The 24,692-nt window shown below is 51.8% G+C and carries 17 protein-coding genes and 3 tRNA genes; 13 read left to right on the top strand and 7 right to left on the bottom strand.

Annotation, left to right across the window (positions count from 1 at the left end; genetic code table 11):
- Nucleotides 1-5: 5 nt before the first annotated feature.
- The 3 genes from AC0QH1_RS18820 to rimO all read right to left on the bottom strand — a co-directional run bounded on the left by AC0QH1_RS18820 (nucleotide 6) and on the right by rimO (nucleotide 7,156).
- Nucleotides 6-3,641: a two-partner secretion domain-containing protein gene (locus AC0QH1_RS18820; protein ID WP_324632801.1), complete on the bottom strand. Its 3,636-nt coding sequence runs from the start codon at nucleotides 3,639-3,641 to the stop codon at nucleotides 6-8.
- Nucleotides 3,642-3,951: 310 nt separating this feature from the next.
- Nucleotides 3,952-5,403: a DEAD/DEAH box helicase gene (locus AC0QH1_RS18815; protein ID WP_324632800.1), complete on the bottom strand. Its 1,452-nt coding sequence runs from the start codon at nucleotides 5,401-5,403 to the stop codon at nucleotides 3,952-3,954.
- Nucleotides 5,404-5,800: 397 nt separating this feature from the next.
- A complete protein-coding gene (gene rimO / locus AC0QH1_RS18810; RefSeq protein ID WP_324632799.1) occupies nucleotides 5,801-7,156 on the bottom strand; it encodes a 30S ribosomal protein S12 methylthiotransferase RimO in 1,356 nt (451 codons plus the stop codon).
- A gap of 631 nt (nucleotides 7,157-7,787) precedes the next feature.
- Here rimO and AC0QH1_RS18805 point away from each other — a divergent pair.
- The 4 genes from AC0QH1_RS18805 to AC0QH1_RS18790 all read left to right on the top strand — a co-directional run bounded on the left by AC0QH1_RS18805 (nucleotide 7,788) and on the right by AC0QH1_RS18790 (nucleotide 9,581).
- The gene (locus AC0QH1_RS18805) at nucleotides 7,788-7,928 is read left to right on the top strand and encodes a hypothetical protein (RefSeq protein WP_324632798.1); all 141 of its coding nucleotides are present in this window, start codon (nucleotides 7,788-7,790) and stop codon (nucleotides 7,926-7,928) included.
- A 166-nt stretch (nucleotides 7,929-8,094) separates the two neighbouring features.
- A complete protein-coding gene (locus AC0QH1_RS18800; protein ID WP_324632797.1) occupies nucleotides 8,095-9,273 on the top strand; it encodes a hemolysin family protein in 1,179 nt (392 codons plus the stop codon).
- Between the two features lie 136 nt (nucleotides 9,274-9,409).
- Nucleotides 9,410-9,494: transfer RNA gene (locus AC0QH1_RS18795), tRNA-Tyr, on the top strand.
- 15 nt (nucleotides 9,495-9,509) lie between these two features.
- Nucleotides 9,510-9,581, top strand: a tRNA-Thr gene (locus AC0QH1_RS18790).
- Nucleotides 9,582-9,727: 146 nt separating this feature from the next.
- Here the strand turns inward: AC0QH1_RS18790 and AC0QH1_RS18785 are convergent.
- Nucleotides 9,728-9,801, bottom strand: a tRNA-Arg gene (locus tag AC0QH1_RS18785).
- Nucleotides 9,802-10,210: 409 nt separating this feature from the next.
- Complete coding sequence (locus AC0QH1_RS18780; RefSeq protein WP_324632796.1) at nucleotides 10,211-10,387, bottom strand: hypothetical protein; 177 nt, start codon at nucleotides 10,385-10,387, stop codon at nucleotides 10,211-10,213.
- A gap of 61 nt (nucleotides 10,388-10,448) precedes the next feature.
- Between AC0QH1_RS18780 and AC0QH1_RS18775 the strand changes: the two genes are divergently transcribed.
- The 6 genes from AC0QH1_RS18775 (at nucleotide 10,449) to AC0QH1_RS18750 (ending at nucleotide 19,914) form a co-directional block, all read left to right on the top strand.
- Nucleotides 10,449-11,117 carry an Npun_F0813 family protein gene (locus AC0QH1_RS18775; protein WP_324632794.1) on the top strand — a complete coding sequence of 223 codons (669 nt, stop codon included), beginning with the start codon at nucleotides 10,449-10,451 and terminating at the stop codon, nucleotides 11,115-11,117.
- A 127-nt stretch (nucleotides 11,118-11,244) separates the two neighbouring features.
- Nucleotides 11,245-12,258: a hypothetical protein gene (locus tag AC0QH1_RS18770; RefSeq protein ID WP_324632793.1), complete on the top strand. Its 1,014-nt coding sequence runs from the start codon at nucleotides 11,245-11,247 to the stop codon at nucleotides 12,256-12,258.
- A gap of 140 nt (nucleotides 12,259-12,398) precedes the next feature.
- On the top strand, nucleotides 12,399-13,202 hold the full coding sequence (locus tag AC0QH1_RS18765; RefSeq protein ID WP_324632792.1) for a helix-turn-helix domain-containing protein: 804 nt from the start codon (nucleotides 12,399-12,401) through the stop codon (nucleotides 13,200-13,202).
- Between the two features lie 327 nt (nucleotides 13,203-13,529).
- Nucleotides 13,530-13,736, top strand: a complete 207-nt coding sequence (locus AC0QH1_RS18760) for a hypothetical protein (protein WP_324632791.1) — start codon at nucleotides 13,530-13,532, stop codon at nucleotides 13,734-13,736.
- 241 nt (nucleotides 13,737-13,977) lie between these two features.
- Nucleotides 13,978-15,096, top strand: a complete 1,119-nt coding sequence (locus tag AC0QH1_RS18755; protein WP_324632790.1) for an NADH:flavin oxidoreductase — start codon at nucleotides 13,978-13,980, stop codon at nucleotides 15,094-15,096.
- Nucleotides 15,097-15,285: 189 nt separating this feature from the next.
- A complete protein-coding gene (locus AC0QH1_RS18750) occupies nucleotides 15,286-19,914 on the top strand; it encodes a two-component regulator propeller domain-containing protein (protein ID WP_324632789.1) in 4,629 nt (1,542 codons plus the stop codon).
- A gap of 28 nt (nucleotides 19,915-19,942) precedes the next feature.
- On the opposite strand, the gene rsmI is transcribed toward AC0QH1_RS18750, so the two are convergent.
- Nucleotides 19,943-20,818 (bottom strand): 16S rRNA (cytidine(1402)-2'-O)-methyltransferase, encoded by an 876-nt coding sequence (gene rsmI, locus AC0QH1_RS18745; protein ID WP_324632788.1) that lies wholly within the window; start codon nucleotides 20,816-20,818, stop codon nucleotides 19,943-19,945.
- Between the two features lie 189 nt (nucleotides 20,819-21,007).
- On the opposite strand from rsmI, the gene AC0QH1_RS18740 reads away from it, so the two are divergent.
- From AC0QH1_RS18740 to AC0QH1_RS18730, 3 genes are all read left to right on the top strand, one after another.
- On the top strand, nucleotides 21,008-21,880 hold the full coding sequence (locus AC0QH1_RS18740) for a sugar kinase (RefSeq protein ID WP_324632787.1): 873 nt from the start codon (nucleotides 21,008-21,010) through the stop codon (nucleotides 21,878-21,880).
- 81 nt (nucleotides 21,881-21,961) lie between these two features.
- Nucleotides 21,962-22,438 (top strand): hypothetical protein, encoded by a 477-nt coding sequence (locus AC0QH1_RS18735; RefSeq protein WP_324632786.1) that lies wholly within the window; start codon nucleotides 21,962-21,964, stop codon nucleotides 22,436-22,438.
- Nucleotides 22,439-22,873: 435 nt separating this feature from the next.
- On the top strand, nucleotides 22,874-23,749 hold the full coding sequence (locus tag AC0QH1_RS18730) for a 3'(2'),5'-bisphosphate nucleotidase CysQ family protein (RefSeq protein ID WP_324632785.1): 876 nt from the start codon (nucleotides 22,874-22,876) through the stop codon (nucleotides 23,747-23,749).
- 124 nt (nucleotides 23,750-23,873) lie between these two features.
- On the opposite strand, the gene AC0QH1_RS18725 is transcribed toward AC0QH1_RS18730, so the two are convergent.
- Nucleotides 23,874-24,518, bottom strand: coding sequence for a class I SAM-dependent methyltransferase (locus AC0QH1_RS18725; RefSeq protein ID WP_324632784.1), 645 nt, complete (start codon nucleotides 24,516-24,518; stop codon nucleotides 23,874-23,876).
- Between the last annotated feature and the right edge of the window lie 174 nt (nucleotides 24,519-24,692).

Raw genomic sequence — 24,692 nt, 5'->3', positions numbered from 1 at the left:
TCCATTCACTGGCGGAAAGGGCTGTTACAATTCACCGGGGGGAACAACCCGGGCGGTGGTGTGGGAGTGGGCGAACCGGCAGTTAGCACCACTTGACCTTTGGCGTTGAGTCGCCATCCGCGCGCCTCAATCACACTTGGGGCAGAATAGTGCGAGTTGGCGGCATCTTCCCCCGTTTCCGGAGTCTCAGACTGGGGATTTTCAGCAGAGGAACCCCGATCGCCGAGGTCTACCATCGGTCTGCGCGGCGCGATCGCATCGTTAGGACTGGGGGGCAAACCACCGCTTCCCGAGAGCACAAAGGAATTTTGCCGATACTGGCGATCGCGACATTCTTGTGCCACCAAGCGCGTCACATCCACCACATTTTCCGACAACTGCACTAACCCCACCGTCGGATTCACATCAGGGGTATTAATCTCCACCACCCCATCGAATTGCGGCCCATTCGCAGAAGTTGCCGTAATATCGCTAGTGAAAGGAGACCCTTCCCGCCGACTCTGCGCGCCAAAAATCCCTTCTGCGCTGACAATCACTTGACCCCCAGACGCTTGTTCCGCATTCGCACTAATATCGCTATTGTTCAGGGCCACTAAATTCTCAGTGGCGATCGCGATATTCCCCCCAGTTGCCCTTCCCGTAGCATTCGTGGTAATTTGACTGTTATTGCGTAACGCCAGATCCGCAGTAGCGATCGCAATATTACCCCGATCGCCACTTGCCGTTTCCGCCGAAAGCGACGCCCCATCGGACAAACTCAGGCGATCGCCCGCCTGTATGACAATGCTACCCGCCGCCCCAGTCCCAGTGGCGCTAGTCACAATTTGAGCGCGATCGCGCAACTCCACCCCGCCGGCATTCACCACAATCTCACCGCTGGAAAACGCCGTGGTCGATCGGGCGCTCAACACTGCCCCATCCAAAATTTCCAGCGCCTCCGTTCTCACACGCAACAGTCCCCCAGCACCCCTGGCATTCTCCTCCGTACTGGTAAACAAACCGCTGGAAAAACCCCCCTCCCCATCAGTTCCCGCCAGCGTCACCCGTCTTCTCACTTGCACCTCAATGTTCCCCGATGCCCCCTCACCCCGGGTTAGCGCTTGGATGCCCGCGCCATTGGTCACGCTTAGCACATCCGCCGCCAGAGCAATATCCCCCGCATTGCCCACCGCCGTGGATTCTACCGTACTGGCCAAACCGCTAAAATCCCCCAAGGCATTCACCCCATCCAGTCTCGCCTCAGACACCCTCACGCGAATGTCGCCAGAATTGCCCTCACCTCGGGTAAGCGTTTGCACCTGCGCCCCCTCGATCGCCGATAATCGGTTCCCTTGCAGTTCGATATCCCCCGCATTGCCCACAGCATCGGTTTCCACCGTCGTAAAAATCCCCGTACTCGCACCTTCGCGACCTAACCTTGACGGGAGGGGCGGCGGTGTGGGTGTCGGCGTTGGTGTGGGTGTCGGCGTTGGTGTCGGCGTTGGTATCCCAGGAGGTCCGATTTGTATCTCCAGATCCTCCACCAAGCTCACCGGCATGACAGGTGAGACGGGAAACGCTTCCGTATTGGGAGTGGGAGTTTGCCGCCGATCGCTCCCTTCCAGGGCAATGGACTCTTGCATTGCAATCGAGATGCTGCCTGCATTTCCCCGTTCCCCGTCGAAGATACTGGCGGTGATTTGCGCGCTATCGGTCAGCGAGAGCGATCGCCCGCCCAAGGTAATCCCCCCGCTATTGCCACTGGCACTTCTCTCACTCGGACCGATACTGCTGAAAATCGCAGTACCAACCCCCGAGATGGCCATATCCTCTCGCACTTGCACCGCTACCGCCCCCGCATTCCCTTCGCCGAAGGTGGCGGCGATCGCCTGTGCCCCATCGCTCATACTCAGCGATCGCGCTTCAATGGCAATTCCGCCACTATTTCCCCCCACGGAATTTTCGCCAACGGTACTGAAAATCCCGGTTTCCGCACCGGATAAGGATACCGACTCCTGCGCTTGCACGGCGATCGCGCCTGCGGTTGCCGGTCCGGAGGCGATCGCTTGCAATTGTGCCCCCGCGACGAGAGATAGAGTGCCGGCCTGAATCTCGATGCCGCCACTGTTGCCTAACAACACATTGTTTAAAATCCCCGTATCCCTGCCGCGCAGCGCTACGGTGCCTTGCGATCGCACGACAATTTTCCCCGCATTGCCATTTCCCCGGTTGCTGGAAATCAGTTGTGCCCCATCGCTCATATTCAGCGATCGCGCTTCAATCTCGATTCCCTCACTATCGCCAACCCCCGCGCCGGTCACATTCCCGAATATTGCCGTCCCCGCGCCGGAAAGGGTGACGGTATCGTTCACCCGCAGGGAGACTAACCCGGGATTACCTTCGCCGGCAGAGTTCGACTGCAATTGAGCGCCATCGCCAAGGGAGAGCGATCGCGCCTGGATATCGATACCGCCGCTATTGCCAATTCCCGTATAAGGGATAGTGTTGGACGTGCCGCGCATCACGTTACTAAATATCCCGGTTCCCGTGCCAGTGAGTTCGACGGCTTCCCCGACTCGCACCGAGACGCGACCCGCATTGCCGCGTCCGTAAGTGAGGTTGCTCACCTGCGCTCCATCGCGCATGGAGAGAGACCGTGCCCGCAGTTCGATGTCGCCGCCGGTGCCCAGGGCGTTATAGCCCAGTTGATTGGCGATCGCGCTGGATGCTCCCAGGGTCAAGGTTCCCGTGGCATCCACGGTGATGTTCCCGGCGCGGGCGTTCGGCGTCTGGGAAAGGCTCTGGATGCCGGCGATCGCCTGACTGCCGCTCGCCATCTCGATATTTCTACCTTGAAGTGAGATTTCGCCGCCGCCATCGGCAATTGTTGTGAGGGTAACTCTATCGGCCAGAGCGATATCTCTGCGTTCGCCCTCTCCGAGCTGCAATGAATGCTTCTCACTTACCATAATATTGGTAGAGGAACCCGAGGCAGCAAGTGTTATATTACCCCCCACCGCCACCAGGTTTCCTCCCGCGATCGCGATATCTCCCCCCGCCAGAGCCAAGGTTTCTCCCCCTGGCACCTGCAAGTTCGCCCCGGCTATTTCAATTCCCGCTACATTGTTTCCATACTGCAGTCCCACCGGAATGCTGACCGTGAGCAGGGGAGTGTCGGTTTGCGCGTCTCCCGCCCGGAATTCGCTACCATCGGCAAACACAACCGTATTGGCGGTGGTTCCGAGAAAGGAACCGCCGATATTTAATGCGGCGTTGGGACCGAAAATAATTCCATTGGGGTTGAGGAGGAATAAGTTGGCCGTACCGTTGGCTTGAATTACGCCATTAATGTTAGAAACATTTGCGCCGGTCACGCGGGTGAAAATCGTTTGAATTTGTAAGCTGTTATCGAACCATGCGCTGTGATTGGTGGGAACGTTAAACTCTTTGAAACTGTGAAACAAATTGCTCCCCGATGAAGTGCCGCCGGTGATGACAACTGTTGTCCCCTCTGGGGTGACAATGGAATTGGCGGGCAGGGTGCGATCGGGAACGATTTGCGCTCCTGTGGGTAAGGGGAGGGTGAGAACGATCGCAAATTCGAGGGCGATCGCGCTCCTCCAGGTTCCCCGGATGATTCCTCTGGCATGAATTCTGTTCATAAATTCACCGGGAATAAAGAACGATACAAATAGGATATCTTATCTGCAAGCGTTGCGATCGCCACTCTAGAGCGTCAGCTCAGTGGAGCCTCCGGGAGGGCGTTCCCCCCTGGGGGGAAAGAGGAATACCCCCTGAGTTGCACATACGATCGCTGCGGCTCAAAAAAATAGTCGGCTGCAGTGTTGCTGCAAACCGACTGAGGTTAATTGGGTTTTGATCTAGAAATGCGGTATCGAGCCTCTCTACTGGGGGGATCGTTGCCCGGGGAAGTACGGGTTCCCCTGGGCCGATCGCGGATGCTCGAGTCCTCTATTGCCGATCGCCGATCGCTTCGCGCGAAGAGACCTTCGATTTTTTGGAGCGTTTGATCGGTTTCGGCGTGGGACGCGAGGAGCGCCGAGAGTTGCGGCGAGGTCCTTTGCGATCGTAGTATTCTTGCGGCGGATCTTCGTCGTACTCGTTCGCCCAGTTGGGTCGCGTACCATCGTAGGCCATTTGCAACGCCGCCGCCGCGATCGTGTGCGGGTCGTATTCTTCGCTCAACTGTGCCACAATCGGCAAGAAGGAGGCCAGACGTTCGCCGCTGAGGGCTTCGCGCACCTGAGTTTGCAGTTTTTCCAGATGCCTTGCCTCGATTTGCGCCCGGGTGGGAATCGAGCTGATTTTCAGATTTTGGCGCATGTGACGCTCGATTTGCTGCAGTTTGCGGCGATCGAACGGCTGAATCAGGGAGATGGCGATCCCTTCGCGACCGGCACGACCGGTGCGTCCGATCCGGTGGACGTAGCTTTCCACGTGATCGGGCAAGTCGTAGTTAATCACATGGGTCAGGTGGTCCACATCCAACCCTCGGGCGGCGATATCCGTGGCCACGATCCAGCGCACCTGTTGTTTGCGGAAGCGAGAGATCAAGCGTTCCCGCTGGGACTGGTTCAAGTCGCCGTGGTATTCATCCACACTGTGACCTGCCCCTTGCAGTTGGCTGGTCAGTTCGGCGGCGGACCGTCGGGTGCGGACGAAGACGATCGCCGCTTCCGGTTCTTCTAATTCGAGAATGGGCAGCAGCGATCGCGATTTCGACCAGCCCCGGGGCACCATGTACACCCGTTGCTCGATCTGTTTGGGCGCTGCTTTCCGTTGCTCGATTTTCACCGTCACCGGATCGCGCATGAATTTCTGCATCAATTTGCGAATCGACGCATCCATCGTGGCGGAGAAAAAGGCCGTCTGACGCTCGGTGGGCGCTTTCGCCAGGATTTTTTCCACGTCATCGATAAAGCCCATGCTCAGCATTTCGTCGGCTTCATCCAGGACCAAATGGGTCAGGCTATCCAGGTTGAGTTTATCCCGATTGAGCAGGTCTAGCACTCGTCCCGGCGTTCCTACCACAATCTGGACGCCGCGTTCCAATCGCTGAATCTGGCGCTCGATGGAAGACCCACCGTACACGGCGAACACCCGCAAGCGGCGATCGCCATTCAAATCCCGCATCGCATTACACACCTGCATCGCCAGTTCCCGCGTCGGGGTCAGGATCAGGGCTTGCACTTCCCGGTTCTCGATATCGATCTGCTCCAGGATTGGCAGAGAAAACGCCGCCGTTTTCCCGGTACCGGTTTGTGCTTGTCCTCCCACATCTTCCCCCGCCAGGAGTTTGGGGATTGCCTCTTTTTGAATTTCTGTGGGTTCTACAAACCCTTTTTTTTCTAAGTGTGTTACGCGAGCTTCTGAAATCCCAAGACTTTCAAATGTAACTGTCATTTATTCTCCTACAAACGTCTGAGTTTTGGAGCTGCTTTGAAGCAGCGAATACCATTTCTCTTTTTTTGAAGCTACATATTGCAAGAGGTCAGTTGTTCGGGGTACAGAGCGCGTAAACTTTCCATGTAGCTCATCAAACTAGATATGGTATTTATACTGATTGACATCAGCAGATTGTCTGTGTTACTTTTCGTTGCTTTCTCCGAATTCGGTATCGCAACGATCGCTAACTTTCTTTTCCACTCGCACCGCACTCACGGCTGATTGACAGCGGTGAAGGTGCCTTGCGAGCTTGTCTTTAACAGTCTTTTAAAATCGCATTCAATTGCTTTGGCTTCTGTCAAAGACGGTTTTGATGGTTCACACCCTTCTCGGTTGCCCCTGACCTTCTCAGGCGTTAGAGCATCCGCGCGGGTTGTCTTTGCACTAGGTCTGCTGCTGTGGCAACATGACCGTACAGGTCGTAAACATCTGCATCATCGATCGCCACTGGCACCATCGATCCTAATCGAACGTTTCCCCGAACGTACACGACCCCATCCACTTCTGGGGCAAATCGCGCCGATCGCCCGATTGATTCTCCCGTAGCTGGGTTGTGTTGCTCGATCGATACATCGACCACTTTTGAGATTTGCGCTTGATTTTTTTTCCAAGAAATCGGCTGTTGCGCTTGCATCAGGATATCCCGACGAGCCTCCATCACGTCTGGCGACAGTTGGTTCGGCAGATTGTACGCGGGGGTTCCCTCTTCTGGGGAAAACGTGAAGACACCCACATGGTCAAATTCATGACGCCGAACGAACTGCAGCAAATGCTCGAAGTGCTCGTCCGTCTCGCCTGGGAACCCAACAATAAAGGTGGTTCGCAATACCGCATCCGGTAGCGCTGTTTTAATCTTCTCTATAATACTATCATTTACCCCCGCTTGCCAAGGACGATTCATCCGTCGCAGCACTTCCGGATGGGAGTGTTGCAAGGGTAAATCCAAATATGGCAACACGTTGGGCGTTTCCCGAATCGCCGCCATCACTTTCGGCGTCAACCCCGTGGGATAGGCATAATGAATCCGGATCCACGGCACGTCCACCTCTCCTAGGGCGCGCAGCAATTCCGCTAATTTCGGTTCTCCGTAAATGTCTACCCCATAGTTCGTGGTGATTTGCGAAATTAAGATTATTTCTTGCACCCCTTCTGAGGCCAATTGTTTCGCTTCCGCCACAATCGACTCGATCGGACGCGATCGCTGATTTCCTCTTAAATGTGGAATAATACAAAACGCGCAGCGATAATCGCATCCCTCCGCTACCCGAAGGTACGCCACCCCTTCGGTGGTCGTCCGGTAGCGCGGCGTGGTCTCGTCGGCGATGTAAGTCGGTTCCGCTGAAACCTCCTTGACTCTTTCCCCGGTTTCCACCCGTTCGATGACTTCTACGATTTTGTTATAGTCCCCTGTGCCCACCAGCGCTACCGCTTCCGGTAATTCTTCTAATAGCTGCTCTTGGAAGTGTTGCGCCATGCAGCCAGTAATGACAATCTTCTTCTCCGCCTCCGCTAATTCTACCAGGGTGCGAACGGATTCTTCTCGGGCCGCTTGGATAAAACTACAGGTATTGACGATGACGTAATCTGCTAATTCTTCATCGGTATCCACTGCGTAGCCTGCTTGTGCTAGCAGACCCAGCATGTGTTCGCTATCAATGCGATTTTTCTCGCAGCCCAGATGAGAAATTGCAATCGTTGGCTTGTTGCCCATGCAGTTAATCTTGGTTTGACTTATTCTAATGGTTCTCCCGGTCGAGCAATTCTGCTCCGACTAACGTTGTTATGTTTATTAAACTACAGTATAGCCCGCTTCGGTCCTCATGCTGTCAATGGCAATCCGTTCCCGCCATCGAGCCTCTCTGTATCCTCTATCTCCTCCAGCGCGCGCCTTGCGGCTTCACGAACGAACGTTGTCTTTACCTAGCTTAACATTCGATCCGCCAATTCTTAATTTTTTTTCCGCAAAAACCACAATCTTCTCCCACTCCGATTTGCTAAGGGTCGGCGAATCTGCCCCCTACCCCGCACCCGGGGCATTTCATTCCCCTGTGGATGGCTGGCGAGAATCTGCCCTACCCACCCTCCCGCCTCCATTTTCAATATTTCCAATTTCCAATTTCCAATTCTCAATTGCCAATTTTTCTAAAGGCATGTCAGTGGCCTTATGATAAAATTGTCCAATCCACCATCCAAGTCGGGAAAATTGCTTCGGTGTAGAGGGGGGGAAATCTGGGAGGGATAAAAAAGTCCACCGGATTTGACAAGTCAGGTTCGTCATCCCCCACCAGAAGGGAGCCAGCTATGATTAAATTATATGGCTGAATAAGGATCGACAATGCGCCATGTCAGACTTAAATCGTGGAATTATGAAATTCAAAGGAGCCGATAGCCCCTTGGCGATCGCGCTCTCATCGGTACTAATTTTAGGTGGGATTAGCTTTCTGCTTTGGTGGGCACTGCAATCTGCCTACGCCTTTAACTAATCCAACAGATTCTCCGCGCCCTCAAAGCTCGGCGAATATCCCGCCGCAATACCGCAGTTGTGCCGCACCTTGGCACGCCCCAAGCTGAAACTGCCAATCCCCAAGCAGTTTCAGCTTATTTCGATCTAAAACCCTCGCGAGGCGCGATCGCCGCGATCGCCCTCGATTGACCCCTGTTCTACTCGCCTGCAGCGCCACCGTGATTTCTTCACCTCTTGAGAGTTATCTGTTCGCCGTCTCGGAAATCAGCCCCCTATTGGGAAATATTTGGCTCGATATTGGGGTATTGGTTTTGATGATGATCCTGTCGGGATTCTTCTCCGGGGCAGAAACAGCGATTACCGCCCTAGACAATCTCAAACTGCGATCGCTCATCAAAGAACAAGGAGACCCCACCCGCATCTTTACCTTGGTGCTGCAAAGACGCACCCGGTTTATCACCACCCTCCTGGTGGGCAACAACCTGGTCAATAACTTTTCCGCCATTTTGACCAGCAACCTATTTGCCATCTGGTTGGGCAATGCCGGCTTGGGAGTCGCCACCGCCGTCGTCACCTTTCTGGTGCTGATTTTTGGCGAAATCACCCCAAAATCTTTAGCCATTAACAACGTCATTCCCTATTTTAAACTCGCAGTTAGTCCCATTTACTGGCTCTCGCGCCTACTTTCGATTCTCGGCATCGTCCAGTTTTTAGAACTAATTACCCAGCGCGTCATTCGCCTCCTCCAGGGAAGCGCCGTACAGCAGGGAGAATCCTCCTTAAAAGACCTCGAACTGATGATTGACATCCTCGGCGGGCGAGGTCAGTTAGATTTATATAAGCATCAACTGCTCAACAAAGCCCTGATGCTAGACAGTCTCAGCGCCCGGGAAGTGGTCAAACCCCGCATCGAAATGCGAACCATTTCCCATGAAGCGACATTACAGGATTTAGTAGACCTGTGTTTGGACACCGGCTATTCTCGGATTCCCGTACAGGAAGAATCCAAAGACCGCATCGTCGGCGTGGTTCACCTGAAACGCGCCATTCAGCAATTAAGAGCCTATCAAAAAGAAGAAATCGACAATGCCCCGGTGACGGTGGCGATGGATCCGCCGGTGTACGTTCCGGAGACCAAGCGCGTAGCGGATCTGCTCAAAGAAATGTTGCAGCAGCGCTTGCATATCGCGATCGTGGTGGATGAATATGGGGGCACCGTTGGGTTGCTGACCTTAGAGGATATCCTAGAAGAACTGGTGGGCGAAATCTACGACGAAAGCGATTTTCCCATGCGCTTCAACCGTCGCAGTGGCGGCACCTCCCCCCAAGGTGGCGCGCGCCCTCGCCGAAATTCGCGCAGCTAAACCCCAACCGAGTAAGGGTTTCAGCCCCTTGAAACTCGGCAGCCAACCCCGAGGATTGGGCATCGGCAAAAAAAATTTAAAAAAAGGGTTGACATTCCAGTTGCTTGTGCTACCATTAATAATTGTGGACAAAAACGGGTCGGTGCCCGAGTGGTTAATGGGGGCGGACTGTAAATCCGCTGGCTATGCCTACGCTGGTTCAAATCCAGCCCGGCCCACCACAATCAAATAAAATTGCCCGTGTAGCTCAGTGGTAGAGCGCACCCTTGGTAAGGGTGAGGTCACGAGTTCAATCCTCGTCACGGGCTTTTCGAGAAGACGCGCTGCGGCGCGTCTTTTTTGTTGAGAGGGCAAGAAACCCTTTCCAGAGGGCGTAGATAGGGCATGCAAGCCATTGGCAACCCGCCGCCCTCGGGAAAAACCGTGACGGGAAGAAAGCGGGTAAAAGACTCGACGGGTGCGGCAGGACTCGAACCTGCGACCAACGAATTAGAAGTTCGCTACTCTATCCAGCTGAGTTACGCACCCAAACTGCAAGGGAATCCGGCGTGGCGGCTCAGAGTCGTTCCCGCCGATTGAGAGGGAAGCCCCGGCCAAAAATGCTACAGCCACCGGACATTTCTATATCGTATCAAAAAAGACGGCTGTTTGGCCAAGAATTTGTCAAGATTATTTTTCAGGGGAGAAATCAGGCAACTGGCGGGGAGCTTAGAGGATAAATTAACATTAAGGTCATCAGCATCCAGAGGTTGGCGAGGGAAGAACGCAGCGGGGTGGCCTGCCCCGGTTGTGTTTCCCAGGCAAGGCACCGACAGATAGCCAGGGCTAAAGTGGCGATCGCCCGCCCTGGCGGACAAATTGCTTTTCACCCAACCCCCGCACTCACTGGCGGACTTGTGGCCACCATTTGAGCCAGGGAATCACAAGTTGGGAAAATTTATTGATAAAGCATAGAGTAAGATAGGTATCGATCGCGGCGTTGAATGCCTCGTCCGGAAAATGAGCGCTTGCTGAGCGCGTTGCCACAAGCAGCGCGAGTCCGCTGACCATCGCGTGCCTTGCCCAGTTTAACCCAAGCTTGACACCAAGCAGACTGATGTCTAAATTCTAGCAAGCGTCATTTCCATCGAACACCCACCGCACCCACAGGCCACGAGAACTCTATTGGCAGCGTCATGTTTATTCTGAAACGTCAGGATGTTGAAATCACGGGTCTTCAGCACCCGAAAACGGGTCAGCAAGTACCGATTCTGAACTATCAAGGTCAGACCTTTCGCTTAATAAACGTGTTCAGCGCTCAACAGGCGGAAGAAGCAAGAGCCTTTTGGAGGGATTTAACCGATAACCGTGGGAAAGCTTGCGTCCTGCTTGAAGAAACAGATCGCTACAGCGTTTGGGGCAAAATCCGTCTCGAACAGATCGCCGATGACCCGCAAGGGGGAGTGGCTGCAGCGCCTCTGTTTACTCAAGCTTCTCTCTTAATGCTTCAAGCGGTGTTCTTCGATATAGAAGATTTGCTCGGCAATCGACAGGCAGGGTCTTTTCAAAAAGAGATCGCCGAGATCTTTAAAAAATGGAAATTCCCACAAGCCGATACTCCAGATGCAGTGAAAAATTGGCTGGAGGTGGATCCCCTGGGGGGAGTCAAAATGCCCCCTTGGCAAGAACATCACCTGAATACCTTATTGCAAGAACTGCATCGTTTGGGGAAAGACTATTTTGGCAATACCAGTTTCGTCGAGCGAGCCATCGATATCTTAGAAGATATGCCAGCCAACGAACGCAAGCAGTTTATCGACTGGCTCAACCAGTCTCCCCTGGGCGATTTGTGGTCTACCTCCTAGCCGGGGAGCCACCCCCCCCCAGGGGTTTGGAGACAGTCGGCACGTTATCAAAATCTTTCAGCTCTTGCATTTTAAAGAAAGTTGTTGACAAAAACTCCGATGCCCAGTTACCGATTTGGCGATTCTTATGCGAACAAGCTCAGAAAAGTTTACCCCTTCTCAACCGTTATTCTCAGCGCGGACCCTTGTCGTTAGCGGGATTACCTGGGCTGTCTTAGCCCTGTTATTTTTTCTGCTGTTTAGCATTCCTCACTCCCCCGATGCCGAGTTGCCCTTGTGGTACTCGATTGGGACCTATATTTTCGAGTGGATTGCATTCCTAGCAGCAGCGATTTTGTGTTTTAGAAATTGGAAATCCACTCAGATTGTCAGCGGACGCAATGTCTGGTTGGCGATCGGGATCGGCATGATTGGCTATTTCTTAGGCGGCGTGCTCTTCGGTCTGTGGGAACTGTACTGGGGTCTCGACCCGGATGTGTCCCTCGGAGATCTGTTCTATGCCACCACCTATGTGGCCCTGACCATCGGCATGGTGCTGGCGGTTTCTTCCCGGAAACTGAATCTGGAACTGTGGCAGTGGGGCGTGTTGGTGGCGATCGCCCTCGCCGGGGGAGCCTTCGCCTGGTGGCTCTCCATTCCCCCTAACGCCGACCTGCAACAAGCCGTGCCCCCTACCCCCATCGAAGAAGTGGCTCCCGCACCCACCACCGCCGAAACTCCCGCCGCTCAAGCTCCCCCCGTAGCAGCAGAGCAAGAGTCCTCGGTGCCGGGATATGGAGTGGCTAAGGCGATCGATAACTTCTTGTCCCCCTACTCGAAATATGTCGGCTTGTTTTACGTGGTGATGGATGTGTTGCTCCTGATTTTGGCCACCGCTTTGTTGTTGGCTTTCTGGGGCGGACGCTTCTCCCAGTCTTGGCGGATGATTGCGGCAGCTACCTTTTCCCTTTACATTGCCGATATGTGGTTTAAATATGCCGAATCCCGCGTGGCAGACTACCAAAGCGGCAGTTTGCTAGAAGTGTTTTGGGTGTTTAGTGGCGTGTTGTTTGCCATTGGTGCGGTCCTTGAATACGACATCTCCACTCGCTCTCGCTCTCGGGGACGCCGACGCGGCGGTTCTTCTTCTTCGTCGGACTAAACTCCCAGTTTCAACCGGGGCGACGCTTTGCCCCTTCTGTGGAAAAGCGCCTTCCCCCACCGCACCCCAGCCACCGACTGTCCCAGGCGCGTTCGATTGGCTCCCCTGATTATCCACGCTGTTTACCCCCCTGATGCGGCATGAGTTCTCGAAAACTTTCCGATTCTGATAAAAGAGAAATCCTCGACCTCTATCGACAGCCCGGAGAAACCACTTTAACCCTGGCGAGTCGCTATGGGGTGAGTAGCTCCACGATAAGCCGCATCCTCAGAAGCAGTTTATCGGACGAGGAATACGAATCCCTGATTCAGCAAAAGCGCGCCGGTCGCTTTCAAGGTTCGCCGGAAGGGTCTGAGGAAGCCTCAGAGGAAGAGTCTTTGCGCGATGCGCGTACGCGCCGCATTCGCAAACGCTCTTCTTCGGCGGCGCAAGACGCGGATTTCGATGAAGAGGACACCGATGAAGATGCCTTTGAGGAAAATTATGAGGCAATGGAAGCTAGCGCCCTCCGGGAAATGCTCGGGGAAGATTTGCTCGATGAGGAAGACTTAGACGACGAGGATGAGGATGAGGATGAGGATGAAGAATGGGACGAAGATGCCCTGTTAACTCAGCGCCGCTCTCGCCCTTCTCCTTTTGTGGAAGTCATCCCCCTCGCCGACGCTGAGTTGCCGAAAACCTGCTATTTTGTGGTGGATAAAGGTGGGGAGTTGATTACTCGTCCTCTGAAAGAGTTTGGCGAACTCGGGGAAATTCCTCGGGAAGAAGTGCAAGAAAAAACTCTGCCGATTTTTGACAATCACCGAGTGGCGCGACGATTCTGCGCTCGCAATCAACGAGTGATTAAAATGCCCGACGGGCAAATGCTGCAAAAAACCAGTGCGTATTTGCAAGAAAAGGGCATTACGCGGGTGTTGATTGACGGGCAGGTTTATTCGCTGTAATCGTCGCGATCGCCCCCGGGGGTTTTGGGAAATGCAAGGGGTACGGCAGCATTGCCGTGCCCCTATCGCTATGGAGGGAAATGCGAGAAATAGCCAATTTGCCGATGGGTTTGTTTGAAAATAACAATAAATCAGCCGAACTTGCTGATGATTGGATAATCAATAAGCAGGGTATTAATTTGGTCAAATAAATATTTATTTTTTTGATGATAATAGGGAGTTTGTTTTCAACAATAAATGGTAGAATAATGCAGAACTCGGTTTGCAATTGATAAATTCACTTATTCTGACAGGTAGGGTTGTTCATCAAAAGAGGAAACAGCAATTATGGCATCTGCTCTATATAAACTCCTGGCTGATATGGCGGAAGAACCGGAAAAATTTCGCCAATATCAAAATGATATAGAGTCTATCTTGAGCGAGTATGACTTGACTGAAGAGCAAAAAGACTTAATCCGCGCGGGCGGCGAAGAAAACTACCTGCGACTGTTGCGCGACGAACGCAGCAGACAGTTTGGAGAATTTTGTGTTTGATTTGACGCGATAAAACGCCCGCGCTCCTTGGCGGTTTCGGGGATTCCTGAAGCCGAGCGCCGGATGTGAGAAATGATGAGCCTCGGCAGGTTGCAAAATTCATTCAGAATGGCGATCGCTCGCGGGCAAGTTCGTCAAAAAAACCGAGTGCCTACGGTAGCGTCCTGGTTGTACGGGATGACTTCGAGAAGGCACTTTTTTTGTATTGAGTCGTACTCCCGGATCGCGAGGACAATTAAAAATGAAATCGGATATTATTTTTGCACCGCTTCAGTGTCGCAACCTTACCCTGAAAAATCGGATCTTGAGATCGAATACTTACGGAAATTTCGATAATCCCGATGGGACTGGCACTACGGCGCGTCTCAAGTGGGAAGAAAAATTCGCTCGTGGGGGAGTCGGGGCAATTCTCTCCTGTGTCGTTCCCGTTTGTGGCACGGGGCGAATTGCCCCCAATTGTGCCACCCTCGATCGCGACGAACAAATTCCATTTTGGCGACAGGTTGCCCAAACCGTCCATCACTATGATTGCAAATACATCGCGCAGCTGAGTTATGGTGGAAGTCATCTCGGTGCCCTCAGTCAAACCATTGCTCCCGAGAAAATCCAGCAGATCGTAAATCGCTTTGCAGATGCAGCCAGAAGAGCGCGAGAGGCACGACTCGATGGTGTGGAAGTGGATGCTACGAAAAGTGGAACCGGGCGGTTGCTCGAAGATGAAACAAACGGTCGCCTCAATTCAATCGCCAATCTAGTCGGGCAGTTCCTCAGTGACACCGTGAATCATCGCATCGATGAATATGGAGGGTCTTTCGAGAACAGATCGCGGTTTTTGCTCGAAATCGTCACAGCAATCCGCACCCAAGTCGGGGGAGATTTTCACTTGCAGGTGAAAATCGATGCGTTGGAAACCCGCGATCGCGAAATTCAGTTATGCCAGTGGATCGAACGCGCCGGGGCAGATGCCCTTCACCTGGGGAGTAAATTGCCTGTTGCCGATCGTCCCTCTGGCAATTTTCCTTTAGACATCGAAGGAGAACACATTCAGAAAGTCCAACAGATCGAAAAAGCCGTGCGGATTCCCATCTTCTGTACCGGAGGATTTCAAAGCGCCAGTTACATCCGCAAAGCGATCGCGGAAGGTTGTTGCGACGCAGTAACCATCGCCCGGGCCTTAATTGCCAACCCCAACCTGCCGAAAATCTTTGCCGAAGGCAAAGACAGTCCGGACAAACCTTGTACCTATTGCGAAAAATGCCGTCTAAATCTGGTGGACAATCCCCTGGGATGCTATGACGTCACCCGCTACGATGGTGACTACACCCAGATGAGCCGCGAGATTCTCTCCGTTTATCGATAACCACACTTCCATGCCCAAGGGTTCGCACTCAGCAGGAACAGACCCCTTGTTGCCGCAGAAGAACTCGCCCCCTATACTATCATATAAAAAGCCGGGGGCGGGTTCGTTTAAACTCCAGCCCTTGAGTTGGGGGTCAATCTGCCGAGAGCAATAGCACCTGTTGCTCGATCCATAATTAGAGGCGATCGCATGAACATCCGAAGCCAAAGTTATCAAAACGCTGACCGCATTTTCCGAGGGTTAATTTCTCTGTTACTGGTCATAATCCTGTGGATAAGCGGATCCCCTACTGCCTATGCCCAACCAGAGGCTACCCTACAATTCGATCGCCTCTCCACGGACAACGGATTAATCGGCATCAACTGCATTCTAGAAGACTCGCGAGGATTTCTCTGGTTTTGCACCCAAGAAGGGGTGAATAAATATGATGGATACGACTTGACCACCTACAAGCACGATTCCAACAACCCGAATTCCTTATCGGATAATTGGATTTCCGCCATCTATGAAGACCATGTTGGCATTCTCTGGATTGGCACCCAAACTGGCGGAATCAATGCCTTCGATCGCGTCACCGAAACCTTTACTCGCTACCTCCACAACCCGAACGATCCCAAAAGTTTAAGCAACAATCAAGTTAGTACAATTTATGAAGATTCCTCCGGAACCCTTTGGATTGGCACCCAAGGCGGCGGACTCAATCGCTTCAACCGCGAAACGAATCAATTTACCCACTATACTCATCATTCCAATCAGGCCCATAGTTTGAGCGATAATGCAGTCAGTGCCATCTATGAAGATTCAGCGGGGGAACTCTGGATTGGCACCTTGGGCGGCGGACTCCATACCTTTAACCGAGAAACGAATCAATTTATCCACTACAGCGATCGACTGAATCCTTTTCCTTCAGCAACCCCTCACCCAGTCACGGTTATTTATGAAGATAATTCCCACCACCTGTGGATTGGCACTCAGAGGAACGGTCTCCATCAGTTTGACCGAACAACTGGAAAATTTACCCACTACCAACATAACCCCAATAATCCCAATAGTCTCAGTGTTGATAGCGTCAGCGCCATTGCTGAAGATGCCTCGGGACAACTGTGGATTGGTTCGGGAACGTGGGATGCGAGTTATACGGGTAAAGGCATCGATATCCTAGATTCTGCCCGGGAAACCTTCACCCATTATTCTAACAATCCCAAAAATATCAATAGTTTGAGCGGTGACAATGTGCTGTCAATTTATCGAGACAGCACTGATAGCATGTGGGTGGGAACTTGGATGGGAGGCGTGAGCCACTTCCATCCCGGTAAACAAAAATTTACAGCTTACAGGTTTGACAACAATAATCCCAATGGATTGTCCGGTGACGCCGTTTGGTCGATTTATGAAGACCGAGAGGGCGTCGTTTGGATCGGAACCACCAATGGAGGATTAAATAAATTCGATCGCCAAACCGGAAAATTTCAGCATTACAAACATAATCCCAGCGATCGCCATAGCTTAAGCAGTAATAGCGTGTGGTCGATTTATGAAGATTCATCGGGGAGACTATGGATCGGCACCGATGCCGGATTAAACTTATTCGATCGCACCACTGAAAAATTTATCACCTACAAACCCGATCCCAATGACCCTAACAGCCTCAGCGATAGTACCATTCTAAACATCCGGGAAAATTCCTCGGGCCGGTTATGGTTAGGGACAGTTGGGGGAGGATTAAATGAATTCGATCCCGAAACCGGCAAAGCTAAATCCTGGGTTCACGATCCCGATGACCTCAATAGCATCAGTCAAAATTTAATCTTGTCCGTGCGTGAAGACAATTCGGGTTATCTTTGGATTGCCACCTATGGTGGGGGACTCGATAAATTCGATCCCGAAACTGAAACCTTTACCCATTACGCTCATAACCCGGAAGACCCCCAAAGCCTCAGCAGCAACCGAGTCGTGTGCATTTATCAGGATCCATCGGGCATTCTGTGGATTGTAACTGAAGACGGATTGAATAAATTTAACCCCGAAACTGAAACCTTTCAACACTACACCGAAGAAGATGGTCTGGCAACCTCCTATTTAGCTAACCTGCTGCCTGATGATGAAGGAAATCTCTGGCTGAGCAGTTCCAAAGGATTATCGAAATTCAATCCACAAACGGAAACCTTTAGAAACTATACCCCAGATGAAGGGCTACCGGGAAATCATTTTAACGTACTCGCTTATTTCAAAAGCCCTAGCGGACAATTATTTTTTGGCGGTGAAGAAGGATTTACGTTCTTCTATCCCGATCGCATCCAAGACAACCCCCATATTCCTCCTGTGGTCATCACCCAATTTAAAAAATTCAACGAAACCGTCACTCTCGATCGCGCCATTTCCGAAACCCACCAACTCCAACTCTCCTACCAAGACCGATTTTTCGGCTTTGAATTTGCCGCCCTCGACTACACCAACCCCGCCAAAAACCAATATGCCTACAAACTCGAAGGCTTTGACCAAGACTGGATAAATGCCGGCACGCGACGCTATGCCACCTACACCAACCTCGACGGCGGCACCTATACCTTCCGGGTCAAAGGCTCCAACAATGATGGCGTCTGGAACGAACAAGGCACCGCAATTCATATTACCATCACCCCGCCCCCGTGGAAAACCTGGTGGGCCTATACCCTCTACCTTCTCGCCTTAATTGGCTCAGTTTTAGCCTACGTGCAATGGCGCACGAAAGCCCAAAAACAACAACTCGAATTCCAACGCCAAGAACTGGAACGAGAGCGTCTCGTCACCGACGAACTGCGACGACTAGACAAACTCAAAGACGAATTTCTCGCCAATACCTCTCACGAATTGCGTACCCCGCTCAACGGCATAATTGGCATTGCCGATTCCATGCTCGAAGGGGCTACCGGATCGCTCACCCCAACACAACAACACAACCTCTCTACCATCGTCCAAAGTGGCTTGCGACTCACTAATTTAGTCAACGATATCCTGGATTTGTCCAAAATCAAACAAGCAGAATTGCAACTGCAACTCAAGCCGGTGGGAATGCGAGAAATCACCGAAGTTGTCCTCACCCTTTCTCGCCCCTTAATAGGCGAAAAGCCGGTGGAACTCATCAATACCCTTCACCCCGAACTGCCGGCGGTAGAGGCGGATGAAAATCGGGTGCAGCAGATTTTATACAACTTAATCGGCAATGCGATTAAATTTACCGAAAGCGGTACGGTGGAAGTCTCGGCGGAAGTGGTACCCGATGAGGCAGGGGAAACTGGGGAACCCGAATTGCCCCTCACCAATCCCCCGTCGGGTTATCTCGCCATTACCGTCTCCGATACCGGCATCGGCATTCCCCCCACTAAATTCGACTCGATTTTTGAATCCTTCGAGCAAGGAGATGGTTCCACGGCGCGGCTTTATGGCGGGACCGGGTTGGGGTTGGCAGTGACGAAAAAGCTGGTGGAGTTGCACGGGGGAACGATCGCGGTGGAATCCACAGTGGGGAAAGGGTCGCGCTTTACCTTTACCCTGCCCCTCTCGTCAAATCCCCCGTCAGTGCCACTCCCGCCAACGAAACGCCGCGCGATCGCTACTCGGTTGGAGGCGATCGCCATTGCCCCAGATGAGGCCCCACCCACCCAGACCCTTCCCCCTGAATCGGAAACTAACAGTAAATTCCGCCTGTTAATCGTCGATGATGAACCAGTCAACCGTCAGGTTCTCGTGAACTATCTCTCCAACGCCCACTATCAAGTCATCCAAGCCGCCAGCGGTTCAGAAGCCCTGGCATTAATCCAACAACAACCTCATCCCGATGCGATTTTGCTCGACGTGATGATGCCACGCATGACCGGTTATCAAGTCTGTCAAATCCTGCGGCAAAAATATGGCATGGACGAACTCCCCATCATTATGCTCACTGCCAAAAATCAAGTGGCGGATTTAGTCGCCGGACTCGAAGCCGGCTCCAACGATTATATCACCAAACCGATTTCTAAAGACGAATTGCTCGCCCGCATTAAAACTCACTTGAATCTGGTTCGCCTAAAAACCGAAAACCTGCGCTTGCAAGCTGAACTCAATGTGGCGCGTCGCCTGCAAGAAATGATGCTCCCCAAACCAGCAGAATTGCAGCAAATTCGCCAATTGCAAATTGCCGGCTACATGAAACCAGCAGATGAAGTAGGCGGGGATTATTATGATGTATTGCCCTGGGACAATCACACGAAAATTGGCATCGGCGATGTTACGGGACATGGGTTGGAAAGTGGCGTGCTGATGCTGATGGCCCAAACCGCAATTCGCACCCTCCTGGAAAGCCAGGAAACTGACGATCGCAATTTTCTCGATATTATTAACCGCACCCTTTACTCCAACCTACAGCGGATGAATTGCGAGAAAAACATGAGCCTCGCCTTGTTAGATTATGTAGGCGGAACCCTGGGCATCAGCGGGCAGCATGAAGAAGTAATTCTGGTGCGCGCCGATGCTACGGTGGAATGCATCGATACCCTGGATTTAGGTTTTCCGATTGGCTTATCTCTGGATGTGGCAGAGTTTTTCGCCCAGACTCAAGTGCAATTAAATCCCGGAGATGGGGTGGTACTTTATACCGATGGAATTACGGAAGCGGAAAATGATGCCAAAGTGCTTTATGGATTGGAAAAACTCTGCGATATTATTAGCGAAAATTGGCACCGTTGTGCTGCAGAAATCCAACAGGCAATTGTCGATGACGTGATGCGCCATATCGGTTCTCATAAGATTTACGATGACATTACCGTGGTGGTGGTCAAGCGCGTTTCTGGGGGCTAGAGACGCCCCTGCGGGGGGACGCCGCTAACTACTCCGACTCTTCGCCAATGGTGAGGGCGAGTTGGTAAATCTGGCGGCGCGGAAGGGCGGTGTGTTGCGCTAGGTGTTTGGTGGCTTGCGATCGCGACATACCTCGATTGATTAAGTTTTGTAACTCGGCTTTCAGGGTCTGTTCCCCGATCGCGGGCGCAGCAGTCTCCCTCCCGGTAATCACTAGAGTAAATTCTCCTTTGGGTTGACAATTTCCCCCATAATGTGCTATCGCTTCGGCAATCGAACCGCGCCAAAATTCTTCGTGCAGTTTGGTGAGTTCTCGCCCCAAAACAATGGCGCGATCGCCCCCGAGGGCTTCCCCTAACTCGGTTAAGGTTTTTCGCACTCGATGCGGCGCTTCGTATAAAATCATCGTCCGCGTCTCTCCCTGGAGGGCTTCCAGGCGCTGCTGGCGGGCTTTTCCCTTGACGGGTAAAAACCCCTCAAACACGAAGCGTTCTCCCGGTAAACCAGCCCCCACTAGGGCGGTGATGCAAGCTGTCGGTCCGGGAATGGGCACAACTGAAATTCCCCCTTCCCCACAAGCTTGAATTAGCTCAAATCCCGGATCGGAAATTCCGGGCATTCCGGCGTCGGTAACCAGGGCGATCGCGCTTCCTCCCTGCAGTCGATCCACTAATTCCGGCATCCGCTGCTTCCGGTTGTGTTCGTGATAGCTAATCTGCGGCGTGGTTATCTCGAAATGCTGCAACAATTTCCCCGTGTGGCGGGTATCTTCGGCGGCGATCGCCTCCACTTCTCGCAAAATCCGCACCCCGCGAAAGGTCATGTCTTCTAAATTGCCAATCGGCGTTCCCACAATATAGAGAATTCCCCTTTTGCGATCGCCATCTGCCCTTTTTTCTGCCATCTTTTCCCCACAACTACTCTATATCCTCTCTGGCAATTTTAAACCATTGCTAACCTGCAGTTCGTTTCCCTGACCCGAAACCCGGACTCTGACCAACCCAGTTCAAGGAACAGTGGTTATTTTACCCCATCGATTTAATTCCTATAAAATTTGCTATAAAATAAATCCCAACCCTTTAAAATTCAACCCATGCCCACACAAGGATTATTTGTCGGATTGGTCACCATCGATTTGGTTTATCTGACCGAAAATTTCCCCCAAAGTAACGATAAATTGGTGGCAAATGACTATACGATTAGCGCTGGCGGACCGGCTACCAATGCCGCGATCGCATTTCGTCATTTTGGCAATTTACCCACTATCCTCGGGGTGATGGGATGTCATCCAATGACCCAGATTATTTGTCAGGAATTACAACAGTATAACATCGCTCTGGCCGATTTAAACCCCACTCGCGCCGAACCGCCCCCGGTTTCTTCAATTATTGTCACGGCGGGAAGTGGCGATCGCGCTGTGGTCTCGATTAATGCGACTAAATCTCCGGTTTCTAACGATTTTCTGCCCCTAGACCGATGTCAAAATTTCGATATCGTGCTGATTGACGGACATCAAATTCTCCCTAGCGTTGCGATCGCGCAATTGGCCCAATCTCATCAGATTCCGGTGGTGCTCGATGGCGGAAGCTGGAAACCCGGATTGGAAGAGGTTTTGCCTTTTGTCAATTATGCGGTTTGTTCGGCCAATTTTTATCCGCCCGAGTGTGACAACCGCCAGGAGGTTTTTGCCTATCTCGAGGCGATCTCTATCCCCCACATTGCCATTACTGACGGCGCAAATCCCATTCAATACCTCAGCAATGGCGATCGCGCTACGGTAGCGGTTCCGCAAATTAACCCCAGGGATACCTTAGGGGCAGGGGATATTTTTCACGGCGCATTTTGTCACTTTATTTTACAACAAGATTTTCCCACAGCTTTGGCTTCGGCGGCGCAAATTGCTTCCCACGCTTGTCAGCAATTTGGTACCCGCGAATGGATGAAATCTCTTCCCGCCACGCTGTAAACTCTCCCTACAGTCGGATGGAAAAATCCCCCGTTCGGGAGTACCATTGAATCAACAAACTGGTTAGGACTATCGGAACACATGAACACTCCAGAGGATATACTGATTCTCAAACCCCGCAATCGGTGGATGGGGTTGGGTTTGGGATTGTTTTATTTAATTTCCGCTTGCGTGGCGTTTGTTGTTAATTCTCTGGATACGGCTTTAATTTGGGTTGCATTAACTAGTCCGTTTTTGACGATCGCTGACGGTTTATCGGCTAAAATCGAAATTAGCGATCGCGCCATTGTCCGTCGCAGTCCGTTAAGTCCGCGCATCTCTATTCCCTGGCGCAAGGTGACAAGGGTGATGTTGGTTCGCAATCGAGGCGATCGGCGTTTGGTGTACGTCCGTTCCCAAAGTCCGGTGATTTGCACTATCTGCTTTACCAGTCATCAGCAGAATTTTCGCGCCGGTTTGCTGCGCCTCTTCCAATTCGTTGAATTTTACGAGATTGATTTGCAAATTCAAGGTCTCTCCCCCCGCCATGATTGGGAACAATGGGCCAGACAATCTTAGTTTTATCTCCTTTGACTCCTTTTGACTCCTTGGGAAAGCAATGCTCGTCTTTCCGGCGGCGATCGCCTTAAAAATCGGCTTAAAAAAAGACGCAAATGTTGTTGCGCGCCAGGGAAATTTGTGATATGCTTATATCATAATGGGAATAGTGACAGCTTTCCCGAAAATTGTCACTATTCCCATTGTAATCCGAGCATACCAGAAATCAAGTGCCAAGTCAACCCCTTCCCCCCTTTTTTTGCCGCCCAAAATGTAAATATTTGTTAAAGAAACCGGAAAAAATTTGCGATCGCGAGACAAAACAGAGGCCAACAATTTGATGCACCCTACACCGAGGGAAAATTCAGGGGAAAATTGTGGCCGTTACGGGATAACATTCATGGAAGGGTTGCTGTAGGAAAGTAATGAACCAAAAATCAGTCGGGGGGAAAGCGGATGCGGGAAATGTGCATTGAGAAAATAGCCGAAATTGGAGCGATCGCGCGCAGTGTGGGATGGGGGAGTGCGGAGATTTTATCTCATTATCACAGTCAACCCCCCGGAGAACTGAGAATCAAACACAAACAAGAAGGGCCAGTAACCAATGCGGATATTGCGGCGAGTGAATACATATTGAGACAACTGAGAATTGCTTTTGGCACTCAGGGGTTTGGATATCTCAGCGAAGAGACTTACAAAACCCAATCCGAAAGCGATCGCCTGGGACATCGGTGGATCTGGATAATTGACCCCATTGATGGAACCCGCGCCTTCATCCGAAGAAACTTTAAATATGCGGTGCATATTGCGTTAGTCTATGAAGGAAGACCAGTAGTCGCGGTGGTGGTATTGCCCGAAGCGGGCAAATTGTACTACGCCCACAAAAATGGCGGCACATTTGTGGAGGATCGCAGTGGCGATCGCGAATGGGCGAAAGTCTCCCCGCGCGATCGTCTCCCAGACTTACGCATCGTCACCCGGCGATCGCGAAAGGAAGAAAGATTAACCCGCCTATTGCACAGATTGCCCGGAAACATCGAACAAAAACTAGGCAGTATCGGGTATAAAATCGCCTCGATTGTCGAACAAGACTGGGATGTATTTATTTCCCTATCCGGCAAAAGTGCCCCCAAAGATTGGGACTTAGCCGCACCAGAATTAATTTTAACCGAAGCTGGTGGAAAATTAACCCATATCGACGGCACGCCTTTAGTTTACAATCAAAAAGATGTCAGTCAGTGGGGATGTTTGGTGGCCAGTAACGGACAATGCCATGCCCAATTTTGCCACACAATAGCCACCGTTTTGGCCGATTTAGATCGAGGCCACTAAGTTGAATTAAAAGGGAGTCATTGGTCATTGACAATTGACGAATGACCAATGAGAATTGACCATTGACCAATGACAATTGACCACATGACCAATGACTAATGACCAATGACCAACCACAGTAAATTTAACGGCGATAAGCGATAACCGCATAGAACGGATCGCCACCGCCTATGCCTAACAATTGCAAGAAAGAAGGCGCATCGGATTGACGGGCGATCGCTTCTGGTTGGGTAAAGCCTTCCACTGCATTAAAATAGCCTTTCACCAATTGCAAACGACTCCTATCCGTTCCATCGCGCCACGCTTGAATGGCTTTTTGATAGAACATCCGATTGGAGAAACTGATAATTACCACTCCACCGGGTTTGAGGATGCGGTGAATTTCGCCAAACACGATTTCTGGATGTTGCAGATATTGGATAGACACCGCATTGAGTACCGCATCAAAACTTTCATCCGGGAGAGGAAAGCGAGGATTTTCGTTCAGATTTTGCACGAAGAAGCGATCGAGGCGGGGATTTTTTGCCAATTCCGCCTCATTGAGTCCGTGACCTTCCACATGGGCGAATTCCATCTCCTCCGGGAGATGAGATACCCACGAACTCATCATATCGAAGATGCGGGTATGGGGTTGGAGACGTTCTCGATACAGATTCGTCAGTTGGTCGATAAACCCTTCATCTACATGGGTGACAAAGCGGGGGATAGCGTAAAACTCGGTATCGTCAGAGGGGTCTAGTTTCGTGCGCTGAGCAGGTTGTAGCAACATTGGTGGATAATTCGGGTAGCTTGACGCTCATTATTTTAATAAAAATTAACACTGTTCCTCGCCCCGGAAAACTTGACAGGATGTTCAGAAATGATAGAATAGGAGGTGAAACTCGATGGTGCAGGCAGGGCAGTTAAGCAAGCTATGCATTGCATTAACGTCCTGGGTGGAGAT

It is taken from the genome of Phormidium sp. CCY1219, from assembly GCF_055795085.1.
This window is presented reverse-complemented; position numbering and strand designations above follow the sequence as displayed.